Source organism: Endozoicomonas sp. ISHI1 (genome assembly GCF_024606225.1).
GTDB lineage: Bacteria > Pseudomonadota > Gammaproteobacteria > Pseudomonadales > Endozoicomonadaceae > Endozoicomonas_A.
Genome location: NZ_JAGRPU010000009.1, coordinates 125,351 through 146,242, shown reverse-complemented (window position 1 = coordinate 146,242; position 20,892 = coordinate 125,351). Strand labels below are relative to the sequence as shown.

Sequence of the window (20,892 nt, the reverse complement as noted above, 5' to 3'; positions counted from 1 at the left end):
GATTCCTGACTCACACTTTTACGCCCTGCATCACCGGAGATTCAATGGATAAAAAGCCGGATGTCGAAGGGAATGTGATTGACCTTTTTACCCGCAAGCCCGTCAACGAAACAAATAGTGAAAAAATTATCAGACTGGCGCCAGAGCTGGATGGCCTGGAAATGCTTTACAGTAACGACGCCAATCCGGGCAAACTGTTCAGCATGAAAATTCTCTGCTGGGCCCTGAAAAAAGATGGTACTGTGGATGCCATGGTGCCCTGGCTCAACAAGCTGGTGCCTGCAAGAGACCTCAATGATCCACTGAACGGTCATTGGGAAGGCTATTACGACAGCTTCCATGACCACGCCTTTTTTGAGCCTCCCGAATACAAAATGACTGAGCTTGAAATGGCCGCCCGTTATTATCAAACGAAGGAAGACGACCCCAACTTCATTGTTCAGGAAATTGGGGACAACATTGGCACCCACGCCATCCTGACAGAAGACAACTTTCACACCCTCCTGTTGATTCATGTCACCAGCTGGCGATTATACAACGATGGTCGTATTCATGCCATGCTCGCCGACGAAAAGAAAGTAGAAACCACCCCCATTCTGCCCAAAGATGGATGCCTTTTTCCGGCCCAGGAACATGAAGATTTCAAGTACTTCTTTCACCACATCATTGCCAACAAGATCAAGCGTGGTGACCCTGATGCCATTGCTGCCATTACCCAAATGATTGAAGAGTAAGCAAGTATCTAACAACTGTATGCTTTGCGCTTGGTACACTATATTGTGTTGGTAAATTTTGCAGTATGGTAGAGTTGATAATTTGATACTCTCTCTTTATCTTCAATAAATTCTCCTTCATCATTAAGAAACATATCTGTTTCATATAAATCATACCAAACATCACTTCCACGTGGACATTCATCGTATAATGCCTGAAGCTTGTTAGCTTCATCTGGTGAAAAACCTCGGGCTGCTTCTGCAATCACTGGAAGTAAATTATTAAACCTTGCTAAATGAGCTAGCTCAAGAGCATTACTATTTGCCCATGTCACAGGCTTGCGCAATAGCTCAGCATTATAAAAAGGCACAAGATCTCTGGCTAACGCTTCGTTGTTTGTTTTAATAGCTAACACCAGAGGAGTATTATTTCCAAACTGCCTTGGCATACTTTTTAGATTTGGCGTAATTAGCAACTCATGATTCGTTTTTTGAAGATAATTGAATATAGCTTTTGATGCCCCCTTATCTCTGGCTGCTACAGCTGCAGTAAATGGAGTATTTTCAAAAGGTGTTGAATCAAATTGTAGCAATAAAGATTCGATCCCTTCTTTTTCCATGAGCTCCCTAATAAATTCGATTCGTTCTTTTTCAAAAGGGTGTTTATCTTTAGTTTTGGGAGCATTTGTAATATCAAAAACAACCTTAAATAATATATTTGGTCTAAAAGCATCACCTTTAAACGCAAATGGATCTCCTCCAGACCTCAGTAGCTTTAATGCTCTATTCCAATCAATTAACTCTGCTGCAAGTACTTTCATGAGCTTCTGTGTCACCAGATTTGTTACACTCTTCATCCTTAGAGTGAATGATCTTCGAGTTTTTTTTAGAATAGGTGTGTACTTAAATTTCAGAGGATAAGGAGAGACTCTTTTCATTGATCGAAAAGATCGTTTACTCAATTTCCCAGCATTTACTTTATGAATAGGGTTCCTTTTATCAAAGTACCATTCTTTATACAATGTATTGTCTGGATAAGATGGCAGCATACCATTACCTCACAACGTAAAAACATCCAAAGATTTGATTCCTAATGCTTTGCGGAGTTCCCAAATTATCTTATTAGTTAGTCATTCTAACGTTAAGTTATTACGCGCTTTGATTAAACTTGCTTCTTTTCCATAAATACAGAAACAAGGTGAGAAATATGAGTGGATACCTTCACGGTAGCTCCGACACTCAGCACTCCTTTATAAAAAATCACAGTTGTTTGATTTTTTTGTTAGGCATTCTTGCACACTTGTAAGTAATTAGTTTGAACCCAAATAAAATATAAGGTACTAATGAATAATTTACTAATAATGAAGGAATAAAGACATGGATCAAGTAGTAAAACCGACTATCGTGCAAGGGTCATATAACCCACAATGCTTCGAAATGGAGATCGACAGCCTGCCTATAAACAAAGCTGATGATAATAAATACCTTACTGACGCAGCAGAGCACACAAGAAATCAAATAGCCCATAAGGACTTGCTTTTAAGATCCATTTCCTTGGTTCCAACCGAGAAAGATAAGAATAATTACTATATCGACCTTGCAAAAAATATAGTCTTCAATCTCGATAAAACTTTTTTTGATTCAATTGATGAAGAGTCCTGGAAAAACATGGCTGATGGTTTAAAGTTTTCAGGCATTGATTCATTGGAGAAAGCCACAGCTATGGATTTGAGGGTATGTCCTCCATGTCCAGTCTTTCACACATGGGCCGCACTGCATGGCACCACCATATTTAATGGTTTGAATAATCCTGAAGGGCTCAAGGGGATAGATTATGTTCAAAGAATATTAGAAGAAGGAAGCAGTCTAAGTAAAAATGATATTCCACTGCTTATAGTGTTTTCGAATATGAGTTTAACAGAGTCTCAAATTCAAGAGATGAAAGCTGAATTTATAAGCCATGATAATATCTTATGTATCTCTTTGGAAACAGACCTTCAGCTAAAATTCCCTATACCATTAAATAAATATGCTTCATCTATGAGCCTTGAGTTTATGGATTCTATTAGAGTTGTTGTGTCTCAAAACATTGCTAATACACTAAGCTTTTGTATAGATAAGGCGAGTTCTGAAAATAAACCCAAACTAGCTAATCGTTTAGAAAAGCTCGGAGTTAATCATTTATTTTATTCCGATATTGATAATCAATGGTTATCCAAACCACCCTACATATTAGCCAGACATGGGATGTTTACTCTGCCAAAAATGCCAGATGACATTCTACTCAAAGATATCAATGGCCACACCTTAACAGGACTATCTGATATTGATAGAAAGCGTTTAGTGGCACACAGATCTTTTTTCTCCGATCTACCTCATTTAAATAAACGAAAATCAAAAATATGGTCTACGGACAAAGCAAGAAAGCTATTTAATTATATTTTCAGTGGTGAAGCAGAGCGTAACTATCAATATCTAGCAACACAGATAGGACATATTTCACACCACTACTATGATCTACTGAAACCTGCCAATCAAGTTGTTTCCTGGAAAGGTGACAATGGTTGTTTATTTATGACAGAGCACTCTAAAGATGATTTTTTAAGAGCTGCTTCAAAAAGAGTAAGCATAATAGACCTTCATGAAGAACCGAATAATGGATATTGTTTTAATCCAGATCCATATTACAGAGAAGCACATAGTCTCGTTGGCATGCAATTACTCAAGTATTATTACTATGGACATGATTACACGTGGCGCCAATAGTAGAAGATACCTAACCACATCAACTCCGCACCATTACGACTTTGAACCAGTGTTCAGGAACTTTTTTTATTTTGTTGCGTGTAAATGAGTACAGGATGCAGATGATCATTTCTTCAGGCAGAAATGTTCATTTTGAGCTGGAGCTCGCTGATTTTTCCGGGCTGTAACTCATCAAGTTCAAAAAGTACCTGCAAATTCTGAACAGTTACTACGGAATAACCCAATAACCAGGTAAAGAAGTATCTTATGAATAATCTTAACTCTGATGGAACTAAGGTATTTACTGACCGTACTTACAAGCAGATAATGGAGTCAGATGAGCAGAAAGCCATCACGGAATATTTTAATAACTATCAAGTTCCTCGCTTTATAAACACCTCTCAGTATACAAATGGCAATGCGACCAGAGCATTGTCTTCGTATTCTATTAAGGCTTCTGATGATAATTCTGAAAGCAATGATAATAAAATCTTACAATTGGGTATAGATGATTGTGAATGGGTTGGGATCAATGAGAATGTTCAAGCTATAAGGCTTAGTGGTTGCGTATTCCTCATTCATGTTCCTTATGATGCTGAATTCTATTATGCCTGGCATCTTAACTCGGTGCACAGGAAAATTTTAGCCGACGATAAAACAGCAGCCGTCTGCATGTTTAGCGATGCTACTGAAGTTAAATCAGCTTACTGCGGAGCCAGGTCCTGGAGAGATATACTGAGTCAATATCCCGGGACAAGCTATTTATGTGCCACTGACGACATTGAAGATCAGTTCAGGAGTGTTTTTCGTGTTAGTTCGGATAATATCACCAAAACCGGAGGAGTGGAGGTTGACATCACATTTAATATTGCGACCCGACGCTTTCAGGTGATAAATCGTCTTGAAGTTGAAGCCGCTGACAGTGCGCTTGAATCCCGAAAAGAAATGCTGCAAGAACATCCGGGGACCAGCAATTTATATGGCCCTGAAGACGTTGGAGATCTGGCAGGGAATCCTTCTAACATTGATGCGGCTAAACCAAAACCGGAGGACAGAGTTAACTCAGCCACGGAATAGATGGCATTGTTTGGGCCGCTCTTTATGAACGCTCACATCACTCAGGCTCCCCGCCCTCTGGATACTTTGGTGATGATGAGCACTGCCCTGCCCTGGCTTCTGCCCCTTCAAACAACCGCTACACCAGACAGACCAAAGAAATCTACGTTTACCTAATCGCTCTGAATATCCTGGAGGCTGATATTACCAGCAAAAGGAGTATCAAAACAAAGCGTAAAAAGGCTGGTTGGAGTAATAAACATCTTGCTCAGCTACCGAGGGCATTCGTTGTAGGGCTAAATGAGAATGATTAGACTGGTGCGTAAGCCCTGTGCCTTTACCCAAGACGCATAAACCAACTGATACTCTTCAAACGGCTACGATACTCTGCCACATATTCATCGATACGGTCTGGTTCTGAGCAGCTTAGAGTGGCATTGCTCGTATAGATCAAGAGAGGGCCAGTAAAAAGGGCAGTCTAACGTCGCACTACTTCACCTCATCTCGACTCCAGCTTTCAACCTCAATCTTACGGGCATTTTTGTCAGGCATTCTTACATAATGGTTAGCCATAAATTGGAACCAAAAAGAGTTTTCAGGGACAAAGTGAAACAGAACGAATTAAGGAATAAAGATATGGATCAAGTAGTAGTAAAACCGGCCATATTGCCAGGGGCATATACCCCGGCACACTCTGAATCGGAGGTAGCTGGCCTACCAATTAATAAAGCTGATGATAAGAAGTACCTTCCTGAGGCAGAAGAGCACAGAGAACATAATTTTGGGCATAAGGATCTTTCATCAAGACTCACTTCTTTGGTTACGACCGAAAAAGATAATAATGATCACTACATCAAACTTGCAAAAAATATCGTCTTCACTCTGGATCGACTTTGTTTTGATTCAATTGATGAAGAGTCCTGGGAAAATATGGCTAATAGCTTAATGTTTTCTGGTATTGATTCATTAGAGAAAGCCACTGCTATGGATTTGAAAGTATGCCCTCCATGCCCAGTCTTTCACACATGGGGCGCATTGCATGGCACCAGCATTTTCAATGGCTTGAATAATCCTGAAAGACACACGAAAATAAATTATGTTAAGAGGATATTGGAAGAAGGAACGAAACTCAGTGAAAGTGATATCCCCCTTTTTATAGTCTTTTCAGATATGAATCTAACAAGCTCTCAAATTGATCAGATGAAGGCTGAATTTAAAAGCCATGAAAATATCTTATGTATCTCCTTAGAAACAGATCTGCAGCTAACATTCCCTACAGAATTGCAGCAATATGCTTCACGCATGAACATCAGGTTTATAGATTCTATTAGAGTTGTTGTATCTCAAAATATTACTAAGACTATAAGCTTTTGTATAGACAAGGCAAATTCTGAAAAAAAAACCAAACTAGCTAATCGTTTTGAAAAGCTAGGGGCTAATCATTTATTTTATTCAGATATAGATAATCAATGGTTATCGAAACCACCTTTCATATTAGCCAGACATGGGATGTTTACTCTGCCAACAATGTCGAGTACATTGCCACTTATTAACACATACATTAACAGTAAAGAACTACCTGATGTCGATAAAAAGCTTTTAGATAGGCATAGATCATTTTTCTCTGAACTGCCTCATCTAAATAAAGAAAATTCAAAGAAATGGTCTACGGACAAAGCGAGAATGCTATTTGATTATATTTTAAGTGGTGAAGCTGAGAGTAATTATCAACATCTATCAAAGCAGTTAGTCCATATTTCATCCGACTACGATTATCTTTTGAGGCCTAATAATAAAACGGTTTCCTGGAAAGGTGACAATGGTTGCTTCTTTGTTAGAGAGCACTCTAAAGGTGATTTTTTAAGAGCCGCTTCAAAAAGAATCAGCATGATAGACCTTCATCAAAAACCGGATACTGCATATTGTCATAATCCAGATCCATATTACAGAGAAGCACACAGCCTCACTGGGATGCAATTACTCAAGTATTATTACTATGGTCATGATTGCACATGGATCAAATAATAGAAGATGCCAAACCGCTATTCTATTTTCTAGTAATCATTTAGAACCAATAAAAGTTATAAGGTTCTAAGAAATAAATCATTAAACAATAGAAATCAGTACATGGACCAAGTTATAGGGTCGAACAAATTATCGGCTGCATGTACCCCAGTATACACCGATACGGAGGGAGGCAGGCTATCTAAAAATACTGATCATGATAGGAAATACCTTTCAAAAGCAGAAGAATGCACAGAAGACTATCTTGAGCACAAGGTACTGTCATTAAGAAGTATTTCTCTGGCTCCGACCGAAAAAGATAAGGATCATCACTACATCGCACTTGCAAAAAATATAGTTGCTAATGAAAGTCCATTTTTTTTAAATTCAATTGATGATGAATCCTGGAAAAATATGGCTGATAGTTTAAAATTTTCAAACATTAATTCATTAGAGAAAGCCATCGCTATGGATTTAAGGGTATGTCCTCCCTGCCCTCTATTTCACACATGGGTCGCATTGCATGGCACCACAATATTCAATGGTTTGAATACCCCTAAAAGACTCAGGGGAATTAATTATGTTGAAAGGATATTAAAAGAAGGAACTGATCTGAGTAAAAATGATATCCCATTGTTTATAGTATTTTCGGAGATGAATCTAACAGAATCTCAAATTAATAAGATGAAGGGTGAATTTAAAGATCATGATAATATATTATGTATCTCGCTTGAAACAGACCTGCAGCTAAAATTCCCCAAGCCATTAGAGAAACACGCTTCATCTATGAGCTTTGAGTTTATGGATTCCATCAGACTTGTTGTATCTCAACACATTACTGAGACTATAAGCTTTTGTATAGATAAAGCAAAATCTGAAAACAAAATCAAACTAGCTAATCGTTTAGAAAAGCTAGGGACTAATTATTTGTTTTATTCAGATATTGATAACCAATGGATATCCAAACCTCCTTACATTTTAGCTAGCCATGGAATATTTAGTCAGCCGACACTATCAAGATCGTTGCCTCTCACCTATGTAAAAAGTGAGGATAAAGAAAAGCTATCTGATATTGATAGAAAACTTTTGGAAAGACATAGATCATTTTTCTCTGAGCTTCCTTACTTCGATAAAAGAAATACAGAAAAATGGTCTACAGATAAAGCAAAAAAGCTATTTGATTATATTTTAAGTGGTGAAGCAGAATGTAACTTTAAACATCTATTAAAACAGATTACACATATTTCACCTATCTACACATGCCTATTCAACATTGATGAGGGGGCTTCCTGGGAAGGTGAAAATAGTTGTTTTTTTGTGGCAGAGCACTCTAAAGAAGATTTTTTAAGAGGTGCTTTAAAAAACCCCTGGAGGATAGACCTTCATCAAAAGCCAACTAGTAAGCTTGCTGATGATTCTTATAATCCAGACCTATATTACAGAGAAGCACATAGTCTCATTGGAATGCAATTACTTAAATATTATTATCATGGACATGATTTCACATGGTGCACTTGGTAGAAAATACCTTAGATCTGATAAAGTGCCAAGCCGGAAGACCTGCCTGAAGAGCGGGAGATCCTACTAACAGTTATTGTGTGTGCTGACTATGCAAAATCATTGGATAAACCAAGATATCCTTAAAGTTTATCGTTTTTCAAATATGCAGTTTTTTTTGCTTCCTGAATGAAAACTCATATCTGCCACTTTTTATTCACCTTGAGTTAGCTCCTCAATCTCTCTCTTTATGTCTTGCAGTTCTTCAAGTAGTCCTAATTCACTACATGAGTTTATAAACTCACTACTTTCATTAAGTATTTCCAACACCATCAGCAAGACCTTCTTTAAGTCCTCATTCAATCCTTTATTTCTTTGCAAACCCTCAAAAGTATTATCAAGTTGACCACCTGGTCCGGACAAGGGAGACAGGGAAGAAAACATTAAAAATTGATCAACGCTGGTAGCAACTAAACCATTCTGTTGCAAGTTCCATAATTGCCCTAAATATATATCTTTTGGATTTGTGGGGTTAGATTGAGTTTCGCTTAAAAGCACTGCTCTCATCATTCTAATACCTTCAATCATTTTTGAAAGCCCAGATGATTCACGAGCGCCAATAAAGCTTTCCAGGCTATATTCGCTTTTTTTAAATGCTCTTGTAAAAGCTTTATCGTAAAATGAGATGAAACGAGTAGAAGTTGAAAGCACTGTTGCGCTTGAATGATATGGAAGTGCATATATTAGTAACACTAAGATCGTATTTCTTAATCTCATTCTGTACTGCTCTCTGTCATACCTAACTTACGACGAAAAATAGCACTGAATATCTGGAAAAGCAAAAATCCAAAATCAAGTACAAAGTTTGAGGTGCCACCTTATTTTTCAAGAAAAAGATAAGGACAACCATTAATAAAAAATCATAATAATCGAGACAATTAAACAAAAAAAGAAAAATTAGAACAGAAAAAACCCGCTGGAGCTAATGTGCAGCACCAGATGATAATGATTAGACATTACAGATCAGCACAGGCTTCGACGGCAAAGATGGAAACCAATGGGTCAACCACCCACTGCCGATGATGCGCAACATTCTTCTCAGTCAGATGATCCTCACCACACAAATTAGCCCTGCGAACACACCGATAGTACGGAGTCGAACCTGAATCAATCAGGCTACTGCGAACCTGAGTCATGAGATCTTCAGCTACAATGGTAAAAATTGGAAACAGCAGTAAAGTAGTTCAATCCGTAGACTGGTCAAATATATGGATGTCCCTATTCTTTTATATGCCTATACTCAATGCCGTGTATCGCCATCAATGAGATTTGATAGATGAGTCTGCTCGTAAAAGCAATGATGCTACTGTTTTTTATCTCCGGCAGTACCACATCAAATGAAATAAAGGGTACAATAAAAATAACAGTTTTAGTAAATCAAAACAGACTAACTTTCGAAAAGGAATATGCTGAGATATACAGTCTTACTCAACTGATACAGAAATTTATTTTTGGAAAAATATCAGAAAAAATTGCAACTAATATAAGAAATCATCGTCCCCGAGAGCTAACTATTTCTGAACAGTTGACAGTAAATATTCAAAAGGAATCAGATGATCAAAAAAACAATAGAGCATACTGCTCCGAAGTTTTTCCATCTGAAAATCCTGAATCTCTTACATTTTCCGAGCTGCCTTCATCTACTGAAACCTTATTAGACCAGCAAACTTTTCTCGAAACGACAGCATCAACAACAATTGATAATAATACAGTAACTTTTCATTTTAATGTTCCTTTTATTGCTTCTTTTAATAGCAACGGGGAACCTTTAATCGGTATCAAAGCAACTTTTGATAAGATTTACGACGAGTTACAAACGCACCTGATCAGTGAAATCGATTGAGCTAAAATAGACATAACATCAAATTAAGGAAATGCATCTCAGGTGCAAGCTCCTGATTTTTTGTTGGCTCACGATCATTCTAAATCAGCATATTAAAATCAACTGTATACCCAGCTTTTTCATTTCTATAACAGTACCAAGCCCAATCTTGATCTCAAATATACACCATTCCACCGATGCCACTCTCCAGCCTGGTAATCCTCACCATATAAGTAATCCATGCGGGTCAAATATATGAATGTCTTTTTCCATTTGTGCTTTTTCAATTTTTTATATGAATCTCTCTGTCTATTTCTTATTCATTTTTCACTTTTTGTTCACTTTTTCATTTTGTTAGGCATTCTTGCACACTTGTTAGCAATGAATCAGAACCAACACACGTTGTAAGGTTCTAAGGAGCAAAGAACAAGGAGCAAGGACATGGATCAAGTTGTAGGAGAGCAAATACATCCGGCAGGATATTCGTCACTGTACACTGAAACGCTGACAGAAAGCCTATCTGAAAATAAAGTTAACAATAAGAAATACCTTCCTAGGGCAGAAGAGTACACAGAAGAGCATTTTGGGTGTAAGGACTTATCATCAAGATGTATTTCCTTGGTACCGTCCGGGAAAGATAACGATAGTCACCACATCCGCCTTGCAAAAAATATAGTTTTCACGGCAGATCCAAATTTTTTTGATTCAATTGATAAAGAGTCATGGAAGAATATGGCTGATAGCTTAAAGTTTTCAGGCATTGATTCACTGGAGAAAGCCAGTGCTATGGATTTGAGGGTATGTCCTCCATGTCCGGTCTTTCACACATGGGCCGCACTGCATGGCACCAGCATATTTAATGGATTGAATAATCCTCGACATCTTACTGGAATTAATTATATTCAAACAATATTAAAAGAAGGAACTGATCTCAGTAAAGATGATATTCCATTACTTATCGTGTTTTCGGATATGAATCTGACAAAGACTCAAATTGATCAGATGAAGGCTGAATTTAAATATCATGAAAATATCTTATGTATCTCTATGGAAACAGATCTGCAGTTAGGTTTTCTCGTGCAATTAGAGAAATATGCTTCATCGATGTGCCTTCAGTTTATGGATTCCATTAGAGTTATTGTGTCTCAAAACATTACCGAGACTATAAGATTTTGCATAGCTAAGTCAGAGTCTGAAAACAAAACCAAACTAGCTAATCGTTTGCAAAAACTAGGGGTTAATCATTTGTTTTATTCAGACATTGACAATCAGTGGTTATCTAAACCACCTTATATATTAGCTAGCCACGGGATATTCACTCAGCCAAAAATGTCAATGACATTGCCACTTATCTATATAGATAAAGACGTTACAGAACAACTATCTGAAACTGATAAAATCCGTTTAGAGAGGCATAGATCATTTTTCTCTGAAATGCCCTACCTAAATAAAAGAACATCAAAAAAATACTCCAGAGATAATGCGATAAAACTATTTGATTATATTCTAAGTGGTGAAGCAGACAGTAATTATGAACACCTATCAAAACAGATTGTACATATTTCATCTCACTACGATTATCTCTTGGAATCTGATAGAGGCGTTTCCTGGGACGGTGAAAACAGTTGTTTTTTTGTGGCAGAGCACGCTAAAGATGTTTTTTTAAGAGGTGCCTTAAAGAAACCCTGCATTATAGACCTTCATGAAAAGCCAGTTAGTGGACGTACTGATGACTCTTATAATCCAGACCCTTATTACAGAGAAGCACACAGCCTCGTTGGCATGCAATTACTGAAGTATTATTATCATGGACATGATGACACGTGGCGCCGTTCTTAGAAGATGACCAGAAGATTTAGGGCACCCATAAAAAATCAAACTGCCTTTACCCAAATAATCGAGGATTAAAAGCGTAACCTTCATTCGCAATCTCTCTCAGGCATCTGGTTGTCCTTAGTTGTCCTTTCAAAAGCCAGGGCTATCTATTGGAGCAGAAAGGTTAGCGCGACAACCCGGTTAAGTTACACAAATACAAGCCTCCTAGGAGGCTGACTTCCGAATCAGGTAGATATACCGTTTTTCCACCTGCTCATGAGACAGCAGTTCATGATCCAGAAAGTTACAGAACTTGGGAATATCACGCTGGGTAGAAGGATCGGTCGCTATAACCCTGACCATTTCTCCCGGCTTCATGTCTCTCACTTTATTGTGCAACATCATGACCGGTTCCGGGCAAAGCAGACCTGAAGTATCCAGTTCATGATCAATTTCTATAGTATCCGACACATTCACTCCTGTTATCCGACCCAGGAACCGGACCGACTCAGGGATCGATAAACAATAGCCAGTCCTGCACTGCGGGCCAGCATAAAGGCACTGTAGGCCAACCACAAGCCGTGATTACCCATATTACGGGTGACATACCAGACTGGCAGAAAGACCATTAACGTCGCCACCAACATGGTGTGTTGCATCATATCCGTTCGCACGGCGCCAATAAACACACCATCCAGCCAGTAGCACCAAACGGCAAACAACGGCATGGCGGCCAGCCAGGGCAGATAAGTGTTTGCCGTTTCAGCGACGGCAGGGATATTCGTCAACAGACCAATGATACCCTGCCCCACCAGCGAGAAGGTGAAAAAAAATAACACGGCACAAATGAGCGAGCAGTAACCTGTTACCCTGACAATCTGTTTAAAGCGATCTTCTTTTCGCTGCCCCAAAGCTTCACCCGTCAGTGCTTCGGCAGCATGGGCAAAGCCATCCAGTCCATTGGAAATCAGCAGCAACATATTAAGTAACAAAGCATTGGCCGCCAGGATATGACTGCCACTCTGGGCTCCCTGTGCCGTAAAGAAAGCCTGAGTTCCAAGCAGACAGAGCGTGCGAACAAACAAGTGTCGATTCAGTAACAGCAGGCGACGCATAGAGCCCAGGCTCAGAATCATTGAACGGACAAAAGTTCCAGACTTACCTCTCAAGGTTTGACTGACCATCGAGACCCCCAGTACAAGACTGGTATAGTCGGCGATCACTGTTGCCAATGCTGCACCCTGGGTAGCCATTCCCAGGTCCAGAACAAAAAACAGATCCAGAATAATATTAACCACATTGGCCAGCACGAGAATAAACAATGGCCCTTTAGGGCGGTGCATTCCAATCAGCCAACCAACTATCGTAAAGTTAATCAAAACCGCAGGAGCTGAAAATATTCGAGTGGAGAAATAGATCCTGGCCTGTTCAGCCACTTCAGGGGCCGCATTAAATAAAGGCAGGGCAATAGCCAGGAGGGGACGATGTAAAAGAATCAGCAAAAAGCCGATCACCAGAGCTAGCAGGATCGACTGGGCCAGCCATTGCCGGGTTTTCTGATGATCATCCTGACCCAGCGCCTGGGCCACCAAACCGGTGGTTCCCATTCTAAGGAAACCAAAAGCCCAGAACAACAGTGAAAACAATGTGCTGCCGATGGCGACACCGGCCAGATAAATATCACTGGAGAGATGCCCCAGCACCCCTGAATCAACCAGTCCCAGGAGAGGGACCGAAATATTGGCAAGAATGGCAGGCCAGGCAAACATCCAGACCTGCCGATACAATGCTGCAGTCGATTTCAACGTCAGTCCTCACAATTGCCTGACAAAATTCAGACCATTTTATGAGGCTTTAGTTCAGATCAATATACGTAAACTTTACTTTATGACTTTATGAAGGCTGAGATCTTTTGTGCGGCTTCTAACAGATGTTGCTCATGAGTAAAACCCGATTTTACCCGGGGTTTCAGATCATGATTGCCGTCGGCCAGCCAATGAAGCTCAATATTCTTTGACAGGCCGTAACCCCGCACGGTGCTATAATCCCCCATGACATCCCTACTACCCTGCACCACCAGCATGGGTAATGGGAAATCAACAAGATGCTCCGTTCTGGGTTTGTCCTGTTTACCTGGTGCATGGAATGGGTACCCCAGGCATACGACACCTCTCAATGAAAGACCAGACACCTCAGACACCAGCAGGCTGGCCATGCGTCCGCCCATGGATTTACCGCCAATGAAAAGAGGGCCGTTATAATCCTTTTGGATATATTCAATCACGTCCTGCCAGCAGTGCAATAATTTTGGTTGCCTGTCCGGTGGTCTTTTTTTACCGGTTTTCCTTCGCTCCCGCATATAAGGGAATTCAAAGCGCACGACACTGATACCTTCAGCCATCATCAAGACGGCCATTTGATTCATGAAATCGCTGTCCATAGCCGCACCGGCACCATGGGCCAGAATCAGTAATGGAGACCCGGTTTCAGCCCGGTTCCAGATAAGATCCATAAGATAAACAGTCCAGAGGAAATAAAGCGTTTGATTGTAACGCCATTTACCCGACCCGTCGCTGCGATCTGAACTAAGCTGGTCGAAGCGCAATGTCCTGTTCATTGATCAAAGCACGACTCTTTCTATCTTATATGTTAACGACTTTGGTCGTTTTATATCCAACTGACCGGAACACTTCATACGGTGTCGAAACGGAAGCCTGTCATGACCCATGCCCGCTTTACTCAGGGTTCAACAATGAAGCACGTCATTGTCATGAGCCTCAGCAATGCAGCAGGCATCACAACGCTGTTTTTTGTCGACCTGCTCGACCTCTTCTTTCTCAGTCTGCTCGGTGAAAAGTTTCTGGCTGCAGCTATTGGTTATGCCGGCACCATCCTGTTTATCACTTCGGCCCTGGGTATTGGCTTATCCATTGCCGCCGGGGCCCTGGTCTCCAGATCCATTGGTAGCCACAACCGGGAAAAAGCGTGTCAATATCAAGTAAACATCTGTTTCCTGGTGCTGTTAGTCAGTATCACGCTGGCCATCGTTTTCTGGCTTCTGATCCCTGAACTGGTCACTTTGCTGGGAGCCACCGGGCGAGTTCATGAACTGGCCGACAGTTACCTGCATATCGTGATTCCCTCCATGCCTCTGGTCAGCCTGTCCATGACCCTCGGTGCCGGGCTCAGAGCCGTAGGAGATGCCAGGCTATCAATGACATCGTCACTCTCAGCCGGAGCTGTGAATGCCATAATGGACCCTATACTGATCTTTCTTCTGGAATTGAATATAGAGGGTGCTGCCATTGCTTCAGTGATGGCTCGTGCCACAATGTTTGCTATTTCCTTTTACGGCATTTTCTATAAACATAAACTCTACTCCCCCTTCCGTCTTTCCCACTTTGGCAAGGATCTGAGAAACATTCTGGCAATCACCCTCCCTGCCATTGCCACCAATCTGGCCATGCCTTTCAGTGGCGCCTGGATGGTTCGCTATATGTCGCAGTACGGCAATAGTTACGTAGCAGGCTACTCAATCATTAACCGACTGATACCTGTCGCCTTCGGTGTCATTTTTGCCCTGTCCGGAGCAGTAGGACCTATAATAGGCCAGAATTTTGGGGCGAGACGGATGGGCCGGGTCAGGGAGTCGCTTCGAAATGCTATCCTCTTCACTGTGCATTATGTCATTGTCATTTCAGCCATACTGTTTTTCTTGCAGGACATTCTCATTCAAGTGTTCAGAGCCACGGGGGAAGCGGCCAGCCTGGTGTCGTTTTTCTGCGACTGGATTGCCATTAGCTTTTTGTTCACAGGTACTCTGTTCGTCGCCAATGCTGCCTTTAACAATCTGGGCAAACCCGGATACTCAACCCTCTTAAATTGGGGTCGGGCGACACTGGGTACCGTTCCTTTCATCTGGGTCGCCTCTGCATATATGGGGCCCTATGGCGTACTGGTGGGTCAGGCAGCCGGAGGAGTCCTGTTCTCAGCCATAGCCATTTGGCTGAGCTTTCGAACTATTGACGCCATTGAATGCAAGATTACCCGACAGGACACGATTGCCAGCCTTATGACCCGTCAGGAGGAAACCACAGCTTGTCCTTTCCAGCCGATGTCATCAGAATGTTCACAACTGGCACAAATGGCTGAAGAAGGTGAGTGCGAAGAGGCCGGTAACCTATCCGATAAAGCCAGATAAGTGTATTGATCCGGAACCTAAACCCCTTCATGCTATGCAATGGCACCAGACAGCGAACAGACAGGTTGCCATTGTTTCGAAAACTGACGTCAGAGTTGGAAATGAGCACACCACAATCAGGAATTACTCCAGAAGCCAATACCGATGCCTGCTTTCTGGTTTTAACTATCAGGCAAGATCCAGACAGCCTCACACAGATTAAAAAGACCTGTGCGCTGATACCACAGCTGACACGGGATCTCAGCGAACAGTACCCCGATGCCAGGCTGACCTCCACGATCAGTATCGGCAGTCAGGCCTGGGACGCTTTGTACAAAGCCGCTAAGCCAAGGCTTCTCGCTCCCTTCAAAGCCGTGACAGAAGGTGACCGGACTGCACCTGCCACTCCCGGTGATCTGCTGCTCCATATCCGTTCCAATCGTCGGGATATCAATTTTATCCTGTTGCACAGAGCTATGGATCATTTTGGACAAGCCGTTGACATTCAGGAAGATGAGACAGGTTTCCGTTACCTGGACGGTCGCGACCTGACCGGATTTGTAGACGGCACCGAAAATCCACAGGGAGATAACAGGGCCAGCGTCACTCTGGTGGGTGATGAAGATCAATCGTTTGCCGGAGGCTGCTATATCCATACCCAGAAGTGGGTTCACTCATTCAAAAAGTGGGACAAACTGGCGGTCACTGAGCAGGAAAAAGTGATCGGCCGCACCAAGGAGGACGACATTGAATTCAGTGGCGAAGAAAAAGCGCCAACGGCTCACGTAAAGCGTTCCAACGTCAAGGACAGTGGAGGCAAAAGTATGGAAATCCTGCGTCACAGTATGCCCTATGGCAATGCCAGTGAAGGCGGACTTTACTTTGTCTCCTACTGTCGCACTCCGACCCATTTTGACAAAATGATGGAGTCCATGGTCAAGGCCGACAGGCATGGTCACTATGACCACTTGATGGATTATTCACAGGCCACCACTGGCTGTGCATTCTTCGCGCCCTCTGTTGAGTTCCTGACTTCAGCTACCTGATCGACTTCTAACTGTAATCAGAGTACCGATGTTCCCCCGCTTCCCAGGCGATTCGGTACTCGCTGTCTTCCCTGCTTACCAACCTCAGTTCCATTTCATGGTGGCGCAGACAGTAATAGGTCGTCTTCTCATTTTGTGACTACATTTGATGGATGTTCATCGTCACAGTAAACGCTTTCACTCTATGAGCAGATTGATAAAAAGTCATCTGACTTTAATTGGCACTACCGTTCTGTCACTTTTGCTTTCCGGCTGTTTCTCTTCCGACAACCATCAGGCACTGGGAACCCTTGAGCGTGACAGAGTCACTCTGACAGCGACCGCTTCGGAGTTGATTACAGAGATACTCATCCATGAGGGCAACCCGGTAAGAACCGGTCAAGTGATCCTGAAGCTGGATGATCGCAAGCAACAGGCAGCCGTTGCTGCGGCCCTGGCCGAAACAGAACGGGCACGAGCTTATCTGAGTGAAATAGTCAACGGCGCCAGAATGGAAGACATAGCAGCAGCAAGAGCCAGTGTCGGGCAAATAGAAGCCCGGCTGGTGGATGCCAATAAAACGTTCCAGAGAAACGAAACACTGTTAAAGCGCAAACTGATCAGCCAATCCAGACTGGATCAGGCGAGAGCTGATCGTGATGCTCTCATGGCAGAAAAAGTAAATGCCAGAGAAAAACTCCAGAGTTTGCTCAATGGCAATCGCCCTGAAGTCATAGAACAGGCAGAGGCTTCCATGAAAAAGGCTCTGGCCAATCAGTTTCTGGAACAGAGAAAGCTGGAGGATCTATCCATTTATGCCACAAGAGACAGCTGGCTGGATAGTCTGCCCAGACACTTGGGAGAGAGAGTTTCAGCAGGCAGCACTCTGGCCATCCTGCTGTTGCATGAAGCACCCTATGCACGCATTTACGTTCCAGAGCCCCGCAGGGCCGCTGTTCACGTGGGCGACCACGTGACGGTACATATTGATGGCGTCAAAAAATCTTTTCTTGGTCAAATACGCTGGGTTTCTCTGGACCCGGCCTTCACTCCCCATTATGCCCTCAATGAAAAAGAACGCTCCCGACTGGTTTACATGGCCGAAGTACAGCTTCCGGAAACCGCTTCTGATTTGCCATCAGGACTGCCTGTGCAAGTGGACCTGCCCCTGTGAGCCGACAGGCCATCTCAGCCAAAGGGCTGACCCGCTGTTTTGGTGATTTCATGGCCGTAGATCATCTGAACCTGAACATCGAAGAAAAGACCATTTTTGGTTTCCTGGGGCCCAATGGCAGTGGCAAGTCGACTACGCTCAGAATGTTAACCGGTTTGCTGACACCCAGTCAGGGTGACGTTCGTGTTCTGGGGCTGGAAATACCCAAAGAGTCGGAAGCACTTCGACAGCGACTGGGCTATATGACCCAGAAATTCTCTTTGTACGACGATCTCTCCGTCGAAGAAAACCTGAAGTTCATGGCACAAATTTTCAATCTGCCGGGCAGAGAGGTCAATAAACGCATTGACAGCCAACTCACTACCTATGGTCTGGACCAGCGCCGCAAGCGTATGACAGGCAGCCTCAGTGGCGGGCAGCGCCAGCGGCTCGCCCTGGCAGCAGCAACATTACATAAACCCGAATTATTGCTACTGGACGAACCAACCTCAGCGGTAGACCCTCAGAACCGACGTGATTTCTGGGAAACTCTTTTTGACCTCTGTGATCAGGGAGTCACTATTCTGGTGTCCACTCACTACATGGATGAAGCCGAGCGTTGCCATAGTCTGGCCATTCTGGAGGGAGGTATTAAGCAAGCCGAAGGTTCCCCCAAGCAGCTCATGGCCGATATGCAAGCCAGGGTTTTGGAAGTAGACGGCACCGAACTTCGGCTGGTCAGGGAAGCCCTGACAGCCCGACCTGAAATTTTATCCTCGGCCCAGCAGGGAGCCCGCCTGCGGGTTCTGATAACCAATACAATCAGTGAGCCTGAAGTCTGGTTGCGAAGCCAGTGGCCAGAAGAAATGAAAGACAGAACCATTGAAAGGGTGCGCCCCAGTCTTGAGGATGTATTTGTTCATTGTACCCAACAGCGGCGGCAGTAATGGAAAAGCTTTCAACTCTGTCGGGCATGACCAATAGCCTTCAAAGAATTGCCTCGATTCTAATGAAAGAATTACGACAACTGTCCCGTGATCGCGCCACCTTTGCCATGATCGTCATTATTCCTCTCATTGAATTGCTGCTGTTTGGCTTCGCGATCAATACCGATGTCAGAGAGATACCGGTCACTGCTGTGGATAACAGCCGCACTTACTTCAGCCGCGCTCTGATGGATGCACTGGAGGCTACTCAGGTGATCAGAATAGTTCGTCAGGATGCACGTCCACAGGGAGCAGAAGAAGCACTCAAGAGTGGAAAAGTAAGAGCTGCCCTGATTATTCCATCCGACTTCATCCAGCGCTTAAACGATGGCAGAACCGGCGCGCAGTGGCTTATTGACGGCTCAGACCCTATGATCAGCTCGGCCATTTTAAAGCTCCAGACGATGCCTTTCCGTGCCACTGCCGGGATTCAGCCTGAGTCTTCGGGCGCGCTTTTTAAAATCGTTCTTTACTACAACCCGGAGCAACGATCCGTTGTCAATATTGTTCCGGGTCTGGTTGGCGTTATTTTGACCATGACGATGATTATGTTCACATCTGCCGCACTGGTGCGTGAACGAGAGAGGGGCAATCTGGAACTGCTGATCGCGACACCGGTTCACCCTATTGAGCTAATGATCGGAAAGATCATTCCCTATATTTTTGTAGGGTTTATTCAGACCGGCATCATTATGTCACTGGGCCACCTGATTTTTGATGTGCCCTTTGTCGGCAGTATTATCCAGATGCTACTGGCTACCATGCTGTTTATTTCTGCAAGCCTGACCCTTGGGCTGATTATCTCGACCATTGCAGAAACACAGTTGCAGGCCTCACAAATGACCATTTTCATTCTGCTGCCTTCGATTCTACTGTCAGGATTTATGTTTCCTTTTGAAGGCATGCCAATAGCGGCTCAATGGCTGTCTGAACTCTTGCCTGCAACCCACTATATGCGGTTGATGAGGGGGATTATTTTAAGAGGAGCAGAGTTACAGGGCATGACGACGGATGCTGTTTATCTGGGCGCTTTTACTATCGGTGGCTTAGTGGTCGCGGCAAAACGATTTAAAAAGAGCCTTGATTAGATGGGGTTTATGCGACCATTAAAAATACGACAGTGCTATTGATTGCCTTGCATGATCTACCCTATTATCAGTCTTCTTCATGAAAATTGAGAAAGACTCTAAAAAACGACTTTAGATAATTTGGCAACAACGTCAGTATATCTTCTAAATTAAATTGATGTTCAGTAAAAACAGCAAGAGCCTTAATAGTAAGTAAGGGCAGAGACATTATAATGGTATTGAGTTCGGAAATGCTATTGGGGGGTGTTGGTATATTGTGCATTAACATCCGCTCCCAATAATAATAAACAGCTACATGCAGCCACCTCTTATCAACTATTGCCATATTATAATCCCACTTATGACCATTTGGGCCATCATGAGCGACTGCGCCATAACTTAATAATGCAACAATCTGACCTATACTTGAAGTGTCGCCTAAAACATGTCTTATGTTCAGGCCATTATATCGGTAGGTACGAGTAAAGGTATTTGGGTCAGCACCATGTTTGAGCAGAAAAAGCAGCATCTCTAATGATCCGGTGCTGATTGCAGTGGGAACTGCATCTGCATCTTTTGCCAGATGATAACCCTGATCGATCAGCTCTTTAACTGCTTTAAAATCATTCTCAAAAATAGCCTCAGTAAACCCTCCTGCCAAAGAAAATTGCGTGGAAAAAATGAGCATAAAAAAAAACAATCTCATCGTATAGCTTCTTTCGAATATAGAGTTTGAAATTTAGTACGATTATGACCAGGAGCAAATAAA

19 protein-coding genes are annotated in these 20,892 nt (G+C 42.6%); 12 read left to right on the top strand and 7 right to left on the bottom strand.

All coding sequences use genetic code 11. The annotated features are described in order from the left end of the window. Positions 1-44: 44 nt before the first annotated feature. A complete protein-coding gene (locus tag KBW69_RS08345; RefSeq protein WP_257252427.1) occupies positions 45-734 on the top strand; it encodes a hypothetical protein in 690 nt (229 codons plus the stop codon). Between the two features lie 38 nt (positions 735-772). Here KBW69_RS08345 and KBW69_RS08340 read toward each other — a convergent pair whose 3' ends face one another. Beyond that, on the bottom strand, positions 773-1,534 hold the full coding sequence (locus KBW69_RS08340) for a hypothetical protein (RefSeq protein ID WP_257252428.1): 762 nt from the start codon (positions 1,532-1,534) through the stop codon (positions 773-775). A gap of 556 nt (positions 1,535-2,090) precedes the next feature. Here KBW69_RS08340 and KBW69_RS08335 point away from each other — a divergent pair. The 4 genes from KBW69_RS08335 to KBW69_RS08320 all read left to right on the top strand — a co-directional run bounded on the left by KBW69_RS08335 (position 2,091) and on the right by KBW69_RS08320 (position 8,039). Beyond that, entirely contained in the window at positions 2,091-3,479 is a 1,389-nt protein-coding gene (locus KBW69_RS08335; protein ID WP_257280581.1) for a hypothetical protein, read from the top strand. 246 nt (positions 3,480-3,725) lie between these two features. Beyond that, a complete protein-coding gene (locus tag KBW69_RS08330; protein WP_257280580.1) occupies positions 3,726-4,535 on the top strand; it encodes a hypothetical protein in 810 nt (269 codons plus the stop codon). 615 nt (positions 4,536-5,150) lie between these two features. After that, positions 5,151-6,539 carry a hypothetical protein gene (locus KBW69_RS08325; protein WP_257280579.1) on the top strand — a complete coding sequence of 463 codons (1,389 nt, stop codon included), beginning with the start codon at positions 5,151-5,153 and terminating at the stop codon, positions 6,537-6,539. A gap of 102 nt (positions 6,540-6,641) precedes the next feature. Then, positions 6,642-8,039: a hypothetical protein gene (locus tag KBW69_RS08320; protein WP_257280578.1), complete on the top strand. Its 1,398-nt coding sequence runs from the start codon at positions 6,642-6,644 to the stop codon at positions 8,037-8,039. A 189-nt stretch (positions 8,040-8,228) separates the two neighbouring features. On the opposite strand, the gene KBW69_RS08315 is transcribed toward KBW69_RS08320, so the two are convergent. Then, complete coding sequence (locus KBW69_RS08315; RefSeq protein WP_257253812.1) at positions 8,229-8,792, bottom strand: hypothetical protein; 564 nt, start codon at positions 8,790-8,792, stop codon at positions 8,229-8,231. A gap of 239 nt (positions 8,793-9,031) precedes the next feature. Then, positions 9,032-9,211, bottom strand: a complete 180-nt coding sequence (locus KBW69_RS08310; RefSeq protein ID WP_257253810.1) for a hypothetical protein — start codon at positions 9,209-9,211, stop codon at positions 9,032-9,034. Between the two features lie 140 nt (positions 9,212-9,351). Between KBW69_RS08310 and KBW69_RS08305 the strand changes: the two genes are divergently transcribed. Together KBW69_RS08305 and KBW69_RS08300 are read left to right on the top strand one after the other, a co-directional pair. Beyond that, positions 9,352-9,918 (top strand): hypothetical protein, encoded by a 567-nt coding sequence (locus KBW69_RS08305; protein WP_257253808.1) that lies wholly within the window; start codon positions 9,352-9,354, stop codon positions 9,916-9,918. A gap of 420 nt (positions 9,919-10,338) precedes the next feature. Further along, entirely contained in the window at positions 10,339-11,736 is a 1,398-nt protein-coding gene (locus KBW69_RS08300; RefSeq protein WP_257280577.1) for a hypothetical protein, read from the top strand. Between the two features lie 201 nt (positions 11,737-11,937). On the opposite strand, the gene tusA is transcribed toward KBW69_RS08300, so the two are convergent. The 3 genes from tusA to KBW69_RS08285 form a co-directional block, all read right to left on the bottom strand. Further along, on the bottom strand, positions 11,938-12,183 hold the full coding sequence (gene tusA, locus KBW69_RS08295; protein ID WP_257253804.1) for a sulfurtransferase TusA: 246 nt from the start codon (positions 12,181-12,183) through the stop codon (positions 11,938-11,940). 11 nt (positions 12,184-12,194) lie between these two features. Further along, positions 12,195-13,517, bottom strand: a complete 1,323-nt coding sequence (locus KBW69_RS08290) for an MATE family efflux transporter (protein WP_257280576.1) — start codon at positions 13,515-13,517, stop codon at positions 12,195-12,197. A gap of 80 nt (positions 13,518-13,597) precedes the next feature. Further along, entirely contained in the window at positions 13,598-14,329 is a 732-nt protein-coding gene (locus tag KBW69_RS08285) for an alpha/beta family hydrolase (protein ID WP_257280575.1), read from the bottom strand. 102 nt (positions 14,330-14,431) lie between these two features. Here KBW69_RS08285 and KBW69_RS08280 point away from each other — a divergent pair, with 102 nt between their 5' ends. The 5 genes from KBW69_RS08280 to KBW69_RS08260 all read left to right on the top strand — a co-directional run bounded on the left by KBW69_RS08280 (position 14,432) and on the right by KBW69_RS08260 (position 20,144). Then, positions 14,432-15,913 (top strand): MATE family efflux transporter, encoded by a 1,482-nt coding sequence (locus KBW69_RS08280; RefSeq protein WP_257280574.1) that lies wholly within the window; start codon positions 14,432-14,434, stop codon positions 15,911-15,913. A gap of 101 nt (positions 15,914-16,014) precedes the next feature. Next, the gene (locus tag KBW69_RS08275) at positions 16,015-16,938 is read left to right on the top strand and encodes a Dyp-type peroxidase (RefSeq protein ID WP_257253800.1); all 924 of its coding nucleotides are present in this window, start codon (positions 16,015-16,017) and stop codon (positions 16,936-16,938) included. A gap of 184 nt (positions 16,939-17,122) precedes the next feature. Next, the gene (locus KBW69_RS08270) at positions 17,123-18,091 is read left to right on the top strand and encodes an HlyD family secretion protein (RefSeq protein WP_257253799.1); all 969 of its coding nucleotides are present in this window, start codon (positions 17,123-17,125) and stop codon (positions 18,089-18,091) included. After that, positions 18,088-19,017 (top strand): ABC transporter ATP-binding protein, encoded by a 930-nt coding sequence (locus tag KBW69_RS08265; protein WP_257253798.1) that lies wholly within the window; start codon positions 18,088-18,090, stop codon positions 19,015-19,017. The genes KBW69_RS08270 and KBW69_RS08265 overlap by 4 nt, the downstream gene beginning before the upstream one ends. Continuing rightward, positions 19,017-20,144 (top strand): ABC transporter permease, encoded by a 1,128-nt coding sequence (locus tag KBW69_RS08260; RefSeq protein WP_257253797.1) that lies wholly within the window; start codon positions 19,017-19,019, stop codon positions 20,142-20,144. Before KBW69_RS08265 ends, KBW69_RS08260 begins: the two co-directional genes overlap by 1 nt. A gap of 67 nt (positions 20,145-20,211) precedes the next feature. On the opposite strand, the gene KBW69_RS08255 is transcribed toward KBW69_RS08260, so the two are convergent. Next, positions 20,212-20,829 carry a hypothetical protein gene (locus tag KBW69_RS08255; RefSeq protein ID WP_257253796.1) on the bottom strand — a complete coding sequence of 206 codons (618 nt, stop codon included), beginning with the start codon at positions 20,827-20,829 and terminating at the stop codon, positions 20,212-20,214. Positions 20,830-20,892 lie beyond the last annotated feature (63 nt).